Here is a 17,028-nt window from a genome sequence, read left to right on the forward strand (position 1 = left end):
GTTCAATCTTTAGGCTGAAATGCCTCATGGAGCAAGCGGATGATGTTTGAAATTTCCGTTTCATTAATGGCGGCATAACCAAAGCGGATATGAAAATGCTCATTGGATTGCTGACTTTGCTCGGCAAAATGCGCTTCGGCATCAATATGCAGTTGATTCAGTAGTTCGGCATATTCAGCGCGATAGGGAAATTTAAATTTGACCCATAAGGCCATTCCCCCCAACGGTGAGTTGATTTCAACTTGATCTTTAAATACGGATTGGAATTGATTCAAGGCAAAGTCACGCCGTTGTTGATAGATCTTACGCATTTTGCGGATATGGCGTTTGATTTCTCCCTGTTGCATCAGTTCCGCCATCGCCAGTTCAGTGATGATATTGCCTTGTTTATCGATCAATAAAATATCCTGATTCATGGCGTGGATGATGTCTCGATTGGCGACCACATAGCCAATTCGTAGACTTGGGGCAAAGACCTTGGACAGTGAACCAATATGAATCACCTTTTCTGCATGTGGTAAGCTGATCAACGGTGGAATTGGACGGCTGTCATAATGAAATTCGTGATCATAGTCATCTTCAATAATATAGAAATCAGATGCTTTCGACAGTTCCAATAGTTTCAGGCGTCGATCCATCGCCATGGTCACAGTGGTGGGATATTGATGATGTGGTGTGGTATAGATTGCAGCCACAGCATGTTTTTCTAGTATTTCTCCAAGATGCTGGATATCAAGACCGTGTTGATCCAACCGAACCCGCACGATGTGATAATGATGTGATAAAAAGGTTTCAATTGCAGGCGGATAAGACCAATGTTCCACCACAATCACTTTGCGTGATGAGCTTTGTTTAGCCAGCACACGAGCCGCTAAAAAAATCCCCATTTGGCTACCACGAACCACACAGATATTGTCAATTGTGGTTTTAATAAACCGTTCCATCGACAGCATTTGCAGCAATGCGTGACGTAACTCAATACTACCTTGTGGATCACCATAACCCATGATTTGCGAACGGGTCACTTGAATCAGAGCATGTCGATAGGCACGGGAAAATAACTCATAAGGGATTAGGCGGGTATCTGGAATGCCATCATTCTTAATTGCTACTGGACTGATTGTATTGGATGAAGGATTGGGTTCTGCTGCTGCATTGATCTTTTTATGTTTTAACTCAGGCAGGTTCTCCGCCACAAAAGTGCCTTGGCGTGGTTTTGAGATCAACCAGCCTTGTGCTTCTAAATCTTCATAAACCGACTGTACAGTTTTACGATTAATTTTTAATTCATCGGCGAGCGAGCGGGAGCCAGACAGGCGCGAACCTGAACTGAGCCGCCCAGACAGAATCTCTTCAATAATCTGATTGGCCAACTTGAGAAAGATGGTTTTTTCTTCTCGGTCTTCAAGATGAAGACGAATCTTCCATGGCTGCTGCATGTTGATCTGGACCATATAAGTTTTAAAAACTGGATATTTTAACTCATCCACTGACTTCGTATTCTGCATTTGTCCCATCAACAAATCAACAGTAGCGAGGTGGTCTCATGCAAACGGCATTACTCAGCAAACAGCAATTGATGCAAACTGCGCAGCAGAATATGAATTTGATCCAAGAGGTCAATTACAGTGATCGACAGAAGTTGGCTTTGACCTGTCGTATTTTATTTGATCATGGTCATGATGCAGGCTTGGCTGGGCAAATTACCTGTCGTGCCGAGCAAGAAAATACCTTTATCACGCAACGTTTTGGTTTAGGTTTTGACGAAATTACTGCAGCCAATTTATTGCTGGTCGATCAGGACCTCAAACCTTTAGATCAGCAAGGTATGGCCAACCCAGCTAATCGTTTTCATACATGGATTTATCAGCAACATCCTGAAGTGAATTGCATTATCCATACCCATCCAACCCATATTGCAGCCTTGTCGATGCTACGTATGCCACTCGCCATTTCGCAAATGGATACCTGTGCCTTGTATGAGGATTGTTCCTTTGTTGGCGAATGGCCGGGAGTGCCTGTCGGTAATGAAGAAGGCATTTTTATTTCCGAAGCTTTAGGAAAAAATCGGGCGGTGTTGCTGTCTCATCACGGTCAATTGGTGGCAGGCAAGACCATTGAAGAAGCTTGTAATTTAGCGCTGTTGATTGAACGCGCCGCACGTTTGCAACTGTTAGCGATGTCGGCAGGACAGATTCAACCGATTCCGCATGAACTGGCAAAAGAAGCGCATGACTGGCTGTCTACTGATAAGCGTAACAAAGTCAATTTTGCCTATTACGCACGCAAGGCTTTGAAAAACCATCAAGAGTGTATCGAGGAGTAAATAACATGAAAATTGAAGGAATTATTGCTTATCCCGTCACACCATTTAAAGCAGATGGCCAACAACTTGATCTTGATGCTTTGAGCATCAGCTTAAATGCGCTGCTTGAATCACAATGTGATGCGATTGCACCTTTGGGCAGTGCGGGTGAAAGTGCTTATCTGTCATGGTAAGAGTGGCAACAGGTGGCGCAAACCACAATTGCAGTGGTGAATCAGCGTGTTCCCGTGATTCTCGGGATTTCTGAATTGACTACCGCAATGGCGATTCAGAAAGCCAAGAAAGCAGAGCAGTTGGGTGCAGATGTGATTATGGTGATTCCTGTCTCTTACTGGAAACTCACCGATCAAGAAATTTATGATTATTATCAGCAGATTGCCGCATCGGTAAAATTGCCGATCATGGTCTATAACAATCCTGCCACCAGCGGTATTGATATGTCACCTGAGTTGATCGTGAAAATGTTTAATGAGATCGACAATATTTGCATGGTAAAAGACAGCACCGGTGATATTCAGCGTATGCATAAATTTCATGCCTTAAGCCAAGGAAAGTTACCATTTTATAATGGTTCTAATCCATTGGCGCTAGAAGCCTTCTGTGCTGGAGCAACAGGGTGGTGTACTGCTGCACCGAATTTGTTGGGCGATCTACCAAAGCAATTGTATGAAGCGATTCAACAAGGTGATCTGTCAAAAGCGCAGGCGATATTTTATCAGCAATTACCTGTGCTGAGTTTTATCGTCAAAGGTGGCTTACCGAAAACAGTAAAATCGGGACTCAACTTACTGGGCTTCTCGGTTGGTGCGCCAAGACCGCCTTTGCAAAGTGCGACAGTGACTGAAATTGAGCAATTAAAAAGCTTGTTACAGGCTGCAGTAAAATAAATATGTTTGAGTCTGGTCGACATCGAGCGACCTGACTTAACTTATATCGTAAGCCGTTTAAATTTGGGTTTGGCGAAACTGGCTAGGTGTAAGGCCACTCCATTTCTTAAAGGCACGGGCAAAGTTAGCAGGCTGTAGATAACCTAGGTACAGTGCAATATCCTGTACCTCCATTTGCGGATTGAGCAAAAGCTGTTTTGCCTCTTGATATCTGACCTCATCTAATAAACCCAGATAGGAATAACCAGCTTCATCTAACTTTCTTCTTAGGGTTCTGCTGGATGTATGTAAACGCTCGGCAACCCTATCTAGGCTGGGATAACCTTTTTGCGGGATGAGCTGTAATTCGGTTTTGACCTTTAACCCAATATCTTGAATGGTTTCGGAAAAACGAATTTGCTCTGCCTCACATTGAGCTAAAGCTTGTTGAAAAGCGGTTGGATCAGCCATTTTGGTGGAGAGGTTGAGGACAGCAGACGGGTAACGAATTTGGTTTTGAGCTTGATTAAAGTGAATCGTAGGCAGTTGTGGTTGAAATTTTTGATGGTAGGACGGCTCGGACCAGTCGACATACAATTCTACATCCGAGAAATCATGCTCAGCTAAGGTCAGTGCCGTTTGAACCACGCCAATCATTAGGCATTCATAAAAAAAGCGTCTTAGCATTTCTGCCTGTTCAAGCTGTTGACTGACTACCGGATGAGTTTGTTGAATTTCAATAATGGATTGTTGTTCTTGTTCAAAAAAATCAATTCGGTAATCTTTGAGCCGCATATTAAAAAATTGACTGGCCAATCCAATGGCCTGTTTGAGCGAAGGACTGCTCATTAGCGCATAGCCCATAGAGCCGTGGGCGGTTAAACGAAGTTTGAGTCCATATTCGTACCCCAGACCACAGTCTTGCGCCAGACTTAAACTCACCCATGCCAATTTTGACCATTGGATTGGAGTAATACGGGCATCCACTTGGTGTAGAAGTGCTGAAGGTATTTTGCTTTGGTATAGCAATTCGGACGCAGAAAACCCTTTTTCGACCATGATCTCTAATAATAAGTGTGCGTAAGAAATCGGAATACTGGCTTTGGATAAGCCATAGGGATCTTTCATTTTTAGTTTTAAGTTGGCCGAAAATGATTAGCAGTATGTCTGAATTACCGCTCACGCTCAAGTTAAGCATCTTCGATACTTGGGACTATTGTAGAGATCTGAGTATGAATGATGAGCTTAGCACCTCCTTTAAAACATTCGCCCGTGGTGATTACTGGCGCATCGTCTGGTATTGGTGAAGAACTCGCAAAACAATTCGCTGCACTTGGCTATTCGCTTGTTTTAGTTGCGCGACGAGTCGATAAGCTCGAGGCTTTGGCGCTGCATTTACGTCAAAAATATCAAGTTGAAGTGATATTACGTCCGTGTGATCTCGCGGATCGTGAGGCAAGGACTCAGTTCCGTCACGAATTGGAACAGCTTGATGTGGCGATTTTATGCAATAACGCGGGCTTTGCTACCTTTGGTCGATTACAAGATCTGAATGCAGATCGTGAACGTGAACAGACCGAGTTAAATGTGGTGGCAATACAGGATCTGACTTTGGCGGTATTGCCAAACATGATTCAGAAAAGACGAGGTGCCATTCTTATTGTTGGCTCTACCTCGGGGCATCAACCCACACCAGCCAATGCCACTTATGCAGCCAGCAAAGCCTTTGCTAACTCTTTTGCAGAGTCGCTGCATAGCGAACTGAGCGGTACTGGGGTGAGTTGTACCTTATTGGCACCTGGTCCAACCATCACAGGCTTTAATGCGGCGGCAGGGATCAGCAAGATTGATGGAGTTGGCGGCAGTTTGGTTTGGGTGACTGCAGAACGGGTCGCCAAAGAAGCCATTCACGGCATGGCGTGCAATCGCCGTATCGTGATTCCAGGTCTAATCGCACAGGCACAAACGTTGGGTGGGCGATATACCCCACGCATTATTTTATTGCCGATCTTAAAGCAAGTCTTTTCGAGATTAAAAGCATGAGACAGTTGATCAAAGATTTACGCACACCGATAGGTCCCGCCAACTTGGGTAATAAGCTCTATCACAATGCCCAATATTTAACTGCAGTAGTTGAAGTAAATGAGAAGGCAATGGCGCGTTGGTTACCTGCTGGAATGAAGCTGGCGAAACCTGCTAGAGCAGATTTGTTTTGCGCTTATTTTCCTGAAAATGTTTATACGGGTGCGTATCACGAAGCTGGCTTATTTGTGCATATTCAGGTGGGTAATAAAACAGGCATCTTTTGTCCATGGATGATACTTGATGATGATCGCGCCATGATTATTGGGCGTGAGTTGCTGGGTTATCCCAAGAAAATCGGGGAAATCAGTTGGGACAATGATGGTTCACGGATTATCAGTCAAGCATCACGCCGCGGTACGGTCCTGGTTGAAATGGAAGCCAAACTGGGTGAGATACTACAGGATGCGCCGCCCATTTTAGGATTACCGCATCGTAATATCACAGGTGGTCTGGGGCTGGGTTTACCTAGAGAAGTCCGATTCACCCCGAAAGAGCATGTTGTTGAAGTACGTCGTGTCGAGATGAAATTACGCTTTACCGGAACAGTGAATGATCCTTTGCATGAAATGGGATTAGGTCATGTGATGGATGCGCGCTTACATCGAGTGGATTTATCAGGTGGGTTGATTCCGCCGATTCAGATTCCTCGATTACGTACCCCGTTGTTTTTGCTGCGTCAATTCAATCCACGGGTTTTATAGAGGATAAATTTAGATTGCAGTAAAGATTTGCTGAGCAATGAAATTAAAAAATGGAATCGATATCTATCGATCAAAGCATCAGGAACAATGAAAATGGCACAATCAACTTTTACCCATTCACCCTTACAGCAACCGCTACGTTTGGCATGTGGCATTAGTATTCCTAACCGAATTGCAAAATCTGCTATGAGTGAACAATTGGCAGATCGACATGGTTCGCCTACCACGGACTTACAGCAGCTCTATGCGGCATGGGCCAGAGGCGGTACGGGTTTGTTAATCACTGGCAATGTCATGGTTGACCATCGTGCCTTTGTTGAGCCAAGAAATGTGGTGCTGGAAGATGAACAATTCTTACAAGCGCATAAACTTTGGGCCCAAGCAGCACAGGCCAATGGCAGCAAGATTATTATGCAAATCAACCATCCAGGTCGGGTTGCGGTATTACCTTTATTTAAACAGCCGATTGCACCTTCAGCAGTAGGCTTAGGTTTACCTGTAATGAATCTGATCCGTGTCCCGCGTGCTATGTCCGAAACCGAAATCCTAGAACAAATCCAGCGTTTTGCCAGCACAGCGGCATTGGCTGTGCAGGCTGGCTTTGACGGGGTACAAGTCCATGCGGCACATGGCTATTTGCTATCTCAATTTTTATCACCTTTGGCCAATACCCGTACCGATCAATGGGGCGGCACAGCAGAAAATCGTCGCCGTATCTTGATTGAAACAGTTCGAGCTGTGCGTCAGGCCATTGGCAAAAATAAAATCCTCAGCGTCAAACTGAATTCTGCCGATTTTCAGAAAGGGGGGCTGAGTCAGGAGGAGTCGCTGCACATTGCTTTGGCATTAGCAGCGGAGGGTATAGATTTATTGGAAGTGTCTGGGGGCAATTATGAATCTCCCGCGCAACTGGGCTATGCCCCTGATCGTCAGGTTCAACGCAATGCTTATTTTCTGGATTATGCCAGCGCATTGCGCCAACAGAGTCAATTGCCACTGATGTTGACCGGTGGATTACGCAATATAGATGTGATGAATCGTTTGGTGAGCAATGGCACGGTGGATGTCGTTGGTTTAGCCCGACCTTTTGCTTTACAGCCTGATTTAGCCAAACAGCTCTTGGCAGGGCAATCAGTTAATGAAGCTGCAAAAATCCCAACTGTTGGCTATAAGCCTATCGATGCTTATCTGCAATTGGCTTGGCATGCAGCTCAATTCCGCCGTATTAGTCGTGGTCAACAACCGAAGGCGATTAAGGGTTTCGTCCGTACTTTACTGGCATTTGGACCACGGATGGGCTTTAACATTTTGACGCAGGATTAATGCCCAAGGTCTTATAGATAAGGAGTTCTTTTATGCGTGGATTCATCAAACAAAACCATCGTATTATTCCTCGACGCCCTGTATTTGATTTTACAGAAACACCGAGCCATTGGATTTATGACGATCCTTTGGCATCACAGATCCTTAATGTCATCAATCCCATTACCCCCGCACCTGAACGCTGGTTCTGTCAAACTTTTCGAGATGCATTGCCATTGATTCAGGATGAACCATTAAAAGCAGCGGTCATGGCTTTTATTAAGCAGGAAGGGGCGCACAGTCATGCACATACCTTGGGCACGCGACATATTAAAGCGTTGGGGATTGATCTGAGTCAATATGGCAAACTGATAAACTGGATATTTCATGACATGTTGGGGCAGAAGCCATTCGGTTTTGAACTGCATCACTCAGGCTTGAAACAGACATGGTTACATACCCGCCTTGCCATGGTTGCCGCTGCGGAACATCTCACGGGGGTATTAGGGCATTGGGTACTCAATGCACAAGGTTTACAACAAGCACCTGTCGATGAGGAAATGCTACGCCTATTGCAGTGGCATGGTGCTGAAGAAGTAGAGCATCGTGAAGTCGCCGATGCCCTATTTCGGCATTTAAGTAATAACATACTGCTACGCACAGCGACGGCTGCTGTTACTTTTCCTTTATTTATTATATTGGCTTATGTCGCTGTGGAAACTTTGGTCGCAAAAGATCCGCAATTACCACAGCGTTTTCGCATTAAAGATTATTTGCGTGCCGCACGACAGGATCGCGTGCCGCGTGTGGGTTATGTCTTGGCTGCTTGCTTACGCTATTTTAATCCCGAACACAGCCCGTTACATGAAGGTTCAACAGCGCAGGCATTGGCTTATTTAAATCAAATGCCAGCATTTAAGTAGGCATACATCACAAGTCTAGGCATGCTGTTAAGCGATGCCTGCCATCATCATTTGAATTGCAGCATCGCTATATCTTTTTAACAGATCAGGGTCCTCAGGTGCAGATAAGAATTTAAATGCGCCCGCGATAATCATGCCGACAATCGCATGTCCTGTCATTTCAGTGTCCAGATCCGCTTTTAGATAACCGCACTTCACCCCATTTTTTAAATAGTCTGCGGTGAGCAGGCCACCGAGGTGCAGCAGATTATGCACTTGGGCCGTCATTTCTTTATCAATCGAGGTCGCTTCAAGCAAAATCAAACGTACCGCACGTGGATTGTCTTTGGCAAATTCCTGAAATTTACTGGAAATCCTTTCGCATTGGATGCGATAAGCCTCCAGTGTGGATACCGCATCTGGCGCATTTTCATCGGCCAATAAGGCGGTTATTTTGAACATAGTATCGACAATGACTTTATCCAGAATGTCTCTTTTATTCTCAAAATGACGATAGAAAGTGCCATGACCAATACCCAGTCTTTTGGCAATGTCAGAGATCGCGGTTTGATGATAACCGCGTTCAGAAAATTCCAAAAAAGCAGCTTCAATAATTTCTGCTTGTAATTGAATACGTTGGCGTTCAGCACGCGAGAGAGTTGTTTGATCATTCATGCCAAAAATTTTATCAGAACTTTATCGGAAATACGATAAAACAAAATTAACTAAAATTGACACACCATTCCGTAAATGACATTATGTTCCAAATTGGTGGTTTTTTGACTAATTAAAGGAGCTGAGCATGGGAAAAAAATACAGTTTTTTAAACAAAGTGGTGTTGATCACAGGTGGTGGGCGAGGGATTGGCTTAGCCACAGCCGTTGCCTTTAGAAAACTCGGTGCCAAAGTAGCGATTGGCGATATTGATCTGGAGTTGGCACAACAAGCCGCCACTAAAGTGCAAGGCTTTGGTGGCTATTTGGATGTACGAGTGCAAAATTCATTTCATGAATTGATTGTGCAAATTGAAAAGCAATTGGGTCCCATCGATATCTTGGTCAACAACGCTGGCATTATGCCAATGGGGGCGATGGTCGAGGAAAGCCAAGCCATCACCGATGCGCAAATTGATATCAACTTGCGTGGGGTGATTCATGGCATGAAAGCTGTATTGCCTAAAATGCTGGCGCGACAAACGGGGCATATCGTCAATGTCGCCTCTCTGGCAGGTAAATATCCGATTCCGGGTGCTAGTATTTATTGCGCGACCAAATTTGCTGTGGTGGGTTTAACTGCATCGATGCAACAAGAGCTCAGAGATACGCCGATTGGCTTATCGGCCATATTACCATCCAAAGTCTTGACTGAATTGTCATCTGGCACGGGGGACAGTTTGCCGATTCCGACGGTAGAACCGCAAGATGTGGCGAATGCGATTATTCAAGCCATCGAACATAATCTTGCTGAAATTGCGGTGCCGAATTATTTAACCCATACCCCGAAAGCTTATGGGTTGGTGCCGCATTGGCTCAATACAGGTTTCCGAAAACTGATCGGGGATGACCGTATTTTAAAAGGCTTGGATCAGAATGATCGCAAAGCATATAGCCAACGTTTAAGCCAATTGGCTCAGACAAAATAAGGATTAAAACTCATGGCGAAGATCGAAAAATTTCATGTGGTGATTATCGGGGCTGGCTTTGCAGGGATTGGAGCAGCCATTAAATTGCAGCAAGCGGGTTTTACAGATTTTGTGGTTTTGGAAAAAGCTGATGAAATTGGCGGTGTCTGGCGTGCCAACACCTATCCAGGTTGTGCTTGTGATGTGCCGTCGGCGTTATATTCTTATTCTTTTGCACCCAATCCACAATGGAGTCGTGTATTTGCGCAGCAGCAAGAAATTAAGACCTATATACAAAATGTTGCGCAGCAATTCGATGTGCAAAAGTATGTGCGCTTTGGCTATGAAATGCTGGAAAGTGCTTGGGATGATCAGGCCAAGCATTGGGTGGTGAAAACTAATCAAGGTCTCATCCATGCCCGTTTTGCGATTATGGCGGGTGGGCCAATGCATCAACCTGTACTCCCTAAAATTAAAGGTTTAGAGACATTTAAAGGGGCTCAGTTCCACTCGGCAGAATGGAATCATGCTTTTGACCTAAACGGTAAAAAGGTTGCGGTTATTGGTGCAGGAGCATCTGCGATTCAATTTGTACCTGAGATTCAAACCCAAGTTGAGAAACTCACTTTGCTACAACGTACCCCACAATGGGTATTGCCAAAAATGGATCAAAGCCTGCCGAAACTTGCTCAGGCACTGTTTAAGGCACTTCCAGTCACTCAGCGTTTGACCCGTTATGGCGTTTATGGCGTATTCGAATCGTTAAATTCTAGTATGCATCATCCAAAATTGGTCAGCCAAATTGAACGCTTAGCTAAATTAAATATTCGTTTGGGGGTGAAAGATCCTGCGCTAAGAGCAAAACTATTGCCTGACTTTACCATTGGTTGCAAACGGGTATTACAGTCGAATCAATGGTATCCCGCATTGGCAAAGCAGAATGTAGAGGTGTTGCGCTGTGGGGTGGAAGAAGTGCGGGGCAATACGCTAATCGCCAGTGATGGATCGGAGCATGAGGTTGATGCAATTATTTTTGGCACAGGCTTTGAAGTCAGTAATCCGCCGATTGCTAAACAGATCCGTAATAAACATGGCAAAAGCATGGATGAAGTATGGCAAGGCAGCGCCAAAGGCTACCTCGGTACAGTGGTTGAAGGTTGCCCAAATGCCTTTGTCATGTTTGGCCCTAATATTGCGGTCAGCTCATCGGCACTGATTATCATTGAAGCACAATTGGCGTATATCTTGGACATGCTGAAAAAAGTACAGGCACAGCAGATTGAAACTGTTGAAATTCGTGCTGAGGTATTGGAACAATACAATGATGAAATCCAAGCGGCATTAAAAAATACGGTCTGGAATACCGGTGGATGCAGTAGCTACTTTATCGATCGGAATGGTCGTAACAGTACCTTATGGCCGTGGACGACTTTTGAGATGCGTGCTCGTTTAGCGCAATGTGATCTGAATGATTATGTACTTGGTTTTACTGAGTCTAAAACTGATAAAAAAGCCAGTTAAATTATGACTCGGTGATGCTATCGACAGGAGCACATAATGCAGCAACAGATAATCGAAACAGGCGTAAAAATGAGTTTGCGACTGAGTTTTAAGCTGGCCAGTGGTTTGGCTTTACCTTTTCCGATCTTGCGTGGTGCAATGGAGCTTGGCTCGCGTATTTTTAAACCCAGAGCTGATGTTGCTATACAACAGATTAAATTGAGAGATGCACGGGATCAACGTATTGTTCCCGTTGAAGTGGCAAGGCCAGATAGTGATGTGCAAGGTGTGTTGTTGCATTGTCATGGCGGCGCCTTTTTTGCAGGTTCATCACGAACCCATCGGGCACTTGCTACCGAATTGGCTGCACGGGCCAAGGTCAACGTGTATATGCTGGATTATCGACGTGCGCCTGAACATCCTTACCCAGCTGCATTGGAGGATATGAGGTCGGTTTATCAACATTTGTTAAGTGATGGCTGGACGCCTGAGCAAATTATTTTGGGTGGAGATTCAGGTGGATGTGCCTTGGTCTTAGCATTCGCGGTGGAATTAAGAGAGGCAGGGCAGATTTTGCCATCTGGAATGGTGATGATATCACCCTATGTCGATATCACCTTAAGCTCGGCTTCAGTATTTAAGAATGCTAAACGAGATCCGATGATTCGCGCCTATGCCTTAAAACGGGGTGGGGATGGATATCGCGGGAAATTACGAACTAATGATCCACGTATTTCACCTATTTTTGCTGATTTAAATAGTCTTCCACCGCTATTGATTCAAGCAGGCAGCGAAGAAATTCTGGTGGATGACGCGATCAATCTGGCTGAGCGTGCCCAACAATCGGGTGTGCAGGTTCATCTACATGTTTATGAAAATATGTGGCATAACTTTCAGATGTTTAATCGCTTTGTGCAAAAATCTGAACAAGCTTTAGATGAGATTGGTGACTTTATTCAAGCGACATTGGTAAATACAACGAAATAAGTATCAGGCACTCAATTTTTAAACGGTTCATTTTAATTTTTTAACATCTATATAAATCGCTGGCTGGTATTAAAAATACATAGTGAAGAATAAGACATAAAATCATCAACTCAATTATCTTATCTACTGCTCTTTTTGTTATTAGCCAAGCTTATTTTTGTTTGGTTGGATGAGGTTTTAAGAACAGCCATAGCTATTCTTAAAACCCCTTGTGATGATTATTGTGTTAAGCCTCCGCCCAATACTTTGTAGAGTTCAATCTGATTGTTGAGTCGTGCTTGTTCTAGCAATAACAGACTTTGCTCAGCAGCATAATGAGAACGTTGTGCATCCAAGACGCTTAAATAACTATCAATCCCTGCACGAAAGCGAGTATTAGACAGTTTATAGTTCCGATTTGTCGCATCGACTAAGCGTTGTTGTGCAGTAATCCGTTCATCCATATAGGCACGTGTGGCAAGGCTATCATTGACTTCTCTAAAGGCAGATTGAATGGATTTTTCATAATTCGACAGCGCGATTTGCTGCTCGATTTTTGAAATTTTGAGATTGGCCTGACGGGTGCCCCAGTCAAAGATCGGTAGATCCAGACTAGGGCCAATCGACCAGATGCCATTGCCTGATTTAAATAGATCACTGAGTTGAGTCGATGCATAGCCCGCTGAGCCTGTCAATCGAATACTCGGAAATAAAGCTGCTTTGGCAACCGCAATATTGGCACCTGCTTCGTGCAATTGATATTCAGCAAGTTTAAGATCAGGACGATTATTTAGTAAATCACTGCTTAAACCTGTACTTAAAACTGCGTTGGTGCTGATGTTTTTAACGGGTTGTTGTGGCAAGAGATCTACCGGAAGCTGTTGACCGACCAACAGATTAAGTAAATTCTGCGCCTGTAGCACCTGCGTTTGGTAGTTGGCTGTATCGTGACGTGCAGTTTCGACCGAGATCTGTGCCTGACGCAAGGGAATTTCACTGTCAGTGCCAGCATCGAAACGTTTTTGATTGAGCTGATAGGCATTCAATTGTGTCGCAAGCGTTTGTTGGGCAAGTTTTAACTGTGCATAGGCAAAGGCATAATCCAACCAAGCTTGGCTGACTTGACTGACCAAACTGATTTGCATGGCATCACGCGCACTTTGGGTCGCCAAATAACGATCTAGTGCTGCATCTTTCAGATTGCGAACCCGTCCCCAAAAATCCAGCTCATAAGCCGTCAAGCCGAGACCAACTTGCAAGCTTGAACGGGGGTTATTGGGATCAAGGGTGGGGGAGACTTGGCGAAGCAGCTCTGCACGACCAGCAATCATCGGAAACTGATCATTTTTCCTGATCTGATAATATTGCTGTGCCCGTTGAATATTCAGGCTTGCACTGCGTAAATCACGATTATGACTGAGGGCTAGCTCAATCACTTGCACTAAACGCGGATCAGCAAGAAACTGCTGATAGCCTTGGCGGGCAATGGAATTGCCTTGAATTGGATGGTCATAACTGTTCGGAATATCGGCACTGTCGATGGGTTGTTGAGGCTTAAGATTTTGGCAACCACTCAGTGACATGGCCAAAGCCGCCATGATGAGCCCAGTGCTTATCATTTGCTTGTATGAATGATGCTGAGATGTTTTGGCTAAGACTTGATTGTTATTCATGCTTGAGACTCCATCGCATCAATTTTCTGTAGTTCCTGTACACGAGCCGAACTTTGGTTATGTTGACGTGCCAGCAGACTATAAATGGTGGGCAATACAAACAGGGTGAAGAATGTGCCAATCAACATACCGCATACAATCACCAGTCCAAGACCAAAACGGCTATGTGCGCCCGCACCTGTCGCAAACAGCAGTGGAATAAGACCAAACACCATCGCCGCCGTGGTCATCAGAATCGGGCGTAAGCGAATTTGTGCCGCTTTAAGAATGGCGGCCTGTTTATTCAGCCCCTCATGCAGTTGCAACTCATTGGCAAATTCAACCATGAGGATGCCATGCTTACTAATCAAACCGATTAAGGTCACCAGACCAATTTGGGTATAGATATTGACCGTGGCATAGCCAAGTGCTAAGGGAATCAAGGCTCCGCAAATCGATAGGGGGACGGTAATTAAGATAATAAATGGGTCGACCAGACTTTCATATTGCGCGGCCAAGACCAGATAAATCACCACCAAGGCAGCCAAAAATGCGAACAACAGGGTATTGCCTTCCTGCATATATTGACGCGCATCGGCTTGCCAGTCATGGCTGAAACCTGTCGGTAACTCAGCCGTGACTTGTTCAAGGAACGCTAAGGCTTGGCCTAAAGAAACACCAGGCGCGGGTATGGCTTGGAAGGTTGCAGCATTCTGCTGATTAAACTGCGTGAGTTTATTTGGCTCGACCTGTTCATTCAGACGGACGACGGTAGACAATGGAATCAATGTTCCCTGATCGGTGCGTACAAATTGCTGGGTCAATGCTTGTGGGGTCAGGCGCTGGCTTTTGATACTTTGTGGAATCACATCATAAGCACGGCCCAGCATACTGAAACGATTGACATAGTTCTCACCCACGAGCGTGGCTAAGGCCTCGCCAATATCCTGCATCCGAATGCCCAAGCTATTGGCTTTGGCACGATCGACTTCAATTTTCAGCATTGGATTGTTGAAATCCAAATCACTGTCTACCACCACAAATAGACCACTCTCACGGGCTTTTTGTTTGATATTTTCCATGGTCTGATAAATGGTGGCGTAGTCTTGCGCACTACGCAGCACCATCTGTACTGGCAAGCCGCCTGTTGAACCAGGCAAAGCTGGATTTTGGAACACAAAAATACTAGTACCTTCTACAGCACCCACCTTGGCTTGCAGTTCCTGTTGCAGATCATCTGCAGAGCGAGTACGTTCAGCCCAAGTGGATAGGGTGGTACCGCCAAAACTGGCTGCTGGGCCATCCGTACCATTAATAATCCATGTGGTGCTGGTTTCAGGCAGCGTCCAGAACACTTTATCCAACTCATAGTTGAAGTGTTCGGCATAGTTTAAGTTGGCATGTTGTGGTGCCTTAATCGCGGTCAGCACACTGGCTTGGTCTTCCAGTGGCGCCAATTCTTTTTGTGGGAGTTGATAGAGAAAAGGTAGGCTGGCAAAAACAGCGACTGCAAAGACCACAGTAATCCAGCGATGCTGCAATGAAAATTGCAATAGGTTATGGTAAACGTGGGTTAAACGTTCAAAAAACCATTCAGCAGCTTTAGCCATTCGACCTTCTTCCTGCTTGGATTGCAGCAGGTAAGAACTCATCACTGGGGAGAGGGTGAGGGCAATAATCCCTGAGACTAAAACTGCGCCCGCCAAGGTGAGTGCAAACTCTTTAAATAATGAACCTGTTAATCCGCCCATTAAACCAATCGGTGCATAGACGGCAGCAAGGGTAATGGTCATGGCAATCACGGGGCCTGCGACTTCACGTGCGCCCACCAGTGCAGCAGCAATAGGTGACAAGCCTTCTTCAATGTGACGGTGTACATTTTCCACCACCACAATGGCATCATCCACCACCAATCCAATTGCCAGTACCATGGCCAGCAAGGTCAGTAAGTTAATGCTAAAGCCAAAAATCAGCATCAAACCTAAAGCGCCCAGCATTGACAGTGGAATCGTTACTACAGGAATCAAGACACTGCGTAATGAACCTAAGCACAGATAGATCACGGCAATCACAATGATCAGGGCTTCGATAAAGGTATGCAGCACTTCATCAATCGAGGCATCAATAAAACGTGCGGTTTCATAGGCCAGATTGGCTTTGACACTCGGTGGTAAAGTTTTCTGTATCTCAGGCAATTTATCTTTGATGCCTTGAACAATCACCAGTGGATTACCTGTTGGAGTCGCCTGTAAACCAATAAAAATTGCGGGTTGCCCATCCATTGAGGCACTGGTTTCGGTGGATGCCGCACCGAGTTCAACAGTGGCTACATCCTGTAAACGAATCAGGTTCTGCCCATCATTGCGAATCACCAGATTTTTAAAGTCCTGAATACTGGTTAGCTCGGTTGAAACGTTGACATTGGAAACCACCAGCTCACCTTTGATTTGACCAGGCGCAGCTTGATAGTTGTTTTGACGAATCGCATTGGCGACATCGGCAGCAGTCACACCCCGACTGGCCAAACGGTCTGCATCTAGCCAGATCCGCATGGCAAGGCGTTGGCTACCATAGGTTTGAACTTTTGCCACGCCTTCAATGGTTGACAGCATCGGTTCAACTACCCGTGACAGATAGTCGGTTAGCTCGGGCATAGACAGCTGTTCACTGGAAAAGCCAATATACGCTACGTCGGTCGATTCGCCTGAAGAGCGTTCAATTACAGGGTCAAATGCCTGTTCAGGCAATTTGTAGCGAACTTGGTTGACCTTGGCCATGACTTCGGTCAGGGCTTGAGTGGAGTCTCGGTTGAGTTGCATGCGCAAGGTAATGACACTGCGGCCTTGCACTGAGGAAGAGCTGAGATAATCAATGCCCTCAACAGAAGAGACCGCTTGTGCAATCGGTTGCGTGACAAAACCTTGCATCAGTTCAGCCGATGCACCTGGGTATTCTGTGCTGATACTGATGGTTGAACTTTCTAATAAGGGGTATTGGCGAATTGGTAATTTATTCAGTGAGAATAAACCTGCTAATAAAATCAGGGTACTGACAACCAGTGCCAATACGGGACGTTTCACAAAAAGATCGGTAAATTTCATCTGCGT

Annotated in this window: 13 protein-coding genes and 1 pseudogene; 9 read left to right on the forward strand and 5 right to left on the reverse strand. The window is 45.2% G+C overall.

The genetic code is table 11. The features are described 5' to 3' along the window. Nucleotides 1-2: 2 nt before the first annotated feature. Nucleotides 3-1,508 carry a PLP-dependent aminotransferase family protein gene (locus F3J02_RS05570; RefSeq protein WP_167248071.1) on the reverse strand — a complete coding sequence of 502 codons (1,506 nt, stop codon included), beginning with the start codon at nucleotides 1,506-1,508 and terminating at the stop codon, nucleotides 3-5. Nucleotides 1,509-1,546: 38 nt separating this feature from the next. On the opposite strand from F3J02_RS05570, the gene F3J02_RS05575 reads away from it, so the two are divergent. Then, nucleotides 1,547-2,326: an aldolase gene (locus tag F3J02_RS05575; protein WP_167248072.1), complete on the forward strand. Its 780-nt coding sequence runs from the start codon at nucleotides 1,547-1,549 to the stop codon at nucleotides 2,324-2,326. Nucleotides 2,327-2,331: 5 nt separating this feature from the next. Beyond that, a pseudogene (locus tag F3J02_RS05580) lies at nucleotides 2,332-3,213 on the forward strand (dihydrodipicolinate synthase family protein). A 57-nt stretch (nucleotides 3,214-3,270) separates the two neighbouring features. Here F3J02_RS05580 and F3J02_RS05585 read toward each other — a convergent pair. After that, a complete protein-coding gene (locus F3J02_RS05585; RefSeq protein ID WP_167248073.1) occupies nucleotides 3,271-4,320 on the reverse strand; it encodes a helix-turn-helix transcriptional regulator in 1,050 nt (349 codons plus the stop codon). Nucleotides 4,321-4,431: 111 nt separating this feature from the next. On the opposite strand from F3J02_RS05585, the gene F3J02_RS05590 reads away from it, so the two are divergent. The 4 genes from F3J02_RS05590 to F3J02_RS05605 all read left to right on the forward strand — a co-directional run bounded on the left by F3J02_RS05590 (nucleotide 4,432) and on the right by F3J02_RS05605 (nucleotide 8,203). Next, entirely contained in the window at nucleotides 4,432-5,235 is an 804-nt protein-coding gene (locus tag F3J02_RS05590; RefSeq protein ID WP_167248380.1) for an SDR family NAD(P)-dependent oxidoreductase, read from the forward strand. Continuing rightward, on the forward strand, nucleotides 5,232-5,978 hold the full coding sequence (locus F3J02_RS05595; protein ID WP_167248074.1) for an acetoacetate decarboxylase family protein: 747 nt from the start codon (nucleotides 5,232-5,234) through the stop codon (nucleotides 5,976-5,978). The genes F3J02_RS05590 and F3J02_RS05595 overlap by 4 nt, the downstream gene beginning before the upstream one ends. A 93-nt stretch (nucleotides 5,979-6,071) precedes the next feature. Next, on the forward strand, nucleotides 6,072-7,301 hold the full coding sequence (locus F3J02_RS05600) for an NADH:flavin oxidoreductase/NADH oxidase family protein (RefSeq protein WP_167248075.1): 1,230 nt from the start codon (nucleotides 6,072-6,074) through the stop codon (nucleotides 7,299-7,301). 32 nt (nucleotides 7,302-7,333) lie between these two features. After that, on the forward strand, nucleotides 7,334-8,203 hold the full coding sequence (locus F3J02_RS05605) for a metal-dependent hydrolase (RefSeq protein ID WP_167248076.1): 870 nt from the start codon (nucleotides 7,334-7,336) through the stop codon (nucleotides 8,201-8,203). A 27-nt stretch (nucleotides 8,204-8,230) separates the two neighbouring features. Here F3J02_RS05605 and F3J02_RS05610 read toward each other — a convergent pair whose 3' ends face one another. Next, the gene (locus F3J02_RS05610) at nucleotides 8,231-8,857 is read right to left on the reverse strand and encodes a TetR/AcrR family transcriptional regulator (protein ID WP_167248077.1); all 627 of its coding nucleotides are present in this window, start codon (nucleotides 8,855-8,857) and stop codon (nucleotides 8,231-8,233) included. 127 nt (nucleotides 8,858-8,984) lie between these two features. Here F3J02_RS05610 and F3J02_RS05615 point away from each other — a divergent pair, with 127 nt between their 5' ends. The 3 genes from F3J02_RS05615 to F3J02_RS05625 are packed head-to-tail and all read left to right on the forward strand — an operon-like array spanning nucleotide 8,985 to nucleotide 12,290. Continuing rightward, on the forward strand, nucleotides 8,985-9,824 hold the full coding sequence (locus tag F3J02_RS05615) for an SDR family oxidoreductase (protein ID WP_167248078.1): 840 nt from the start codon (nucleotides 8,985-8,987) through the stop codon (nucleotides 9,822-9,824). Between the two features lie 12 nt (nucleotides 9,825-9,836). After that, nucleotides 9,837-11,324 (forward strand): flavin-containing monooxygenase, encoded by a 1,488-nt coding sequence (locus F3J02_RS05620; protein WP_167248079.1) that lies wholly within the window; start codon nucleotides 9,837-9,839, stop codon nucleotides 11,322-11,324. A 36-nt stretch (nucleotides 11,325-11,360) separates the two neighbouring features. After that, nucleotides 11,361-12,290: an alpha/beta hydrolase gene (locus F3J02_RS05625; RefSeq protein ID WP_167248080.1), complete on the forward strand. Its 930-nt coding sequence runs from the start codon at nucleotides 11,361-11,363 to the stop codon at nucleotides 12,288-12,290. Between the two features lie 218 nt (nucleotides 12,291-12,508). Here F3J02_RS05625 and adeC read toward each other — a convergent pair whose 3' ends face one another. Continuing rightward, entirely contained in the window at nucleotides 12,509-13,942 is a 1,434-nt protein-coding gene (gene adeC, locus F3J02_RS05630) for an AdeC/AdeK/OprM family multidrug efflux complex outer membrane factor (protein WP_323127316.1), read from the reverse strand. Next, on the reverse strand, nucleotides 13,939-17,022 hold the full coding sequence (locus F3J02_RS05635) for a MexW/MexI family multidrug efflux RND transporter permease subunit (protein ID WP_167248081.1): 3,084 nt from the start codon (nucleotides 17,020-17,022) through the stop codon (nucleotides 13,939-13,941). The genes adeC and F3J02_RS05635 overlap by 4 nt, the downstream gene beginning before the upstream one ends. Nucleotides 17,023-17,028 lie beyond the last annotated feature (6 nt).

The organism is Acinetobacter sp. Tr-809 (genome assembly GCF_011753255.1).
GTDB lineage: Bacteria > Pseudomonadota > Gammaproteobacteria > Pseudomonadales > Moraxellaceae > Acinetobacter.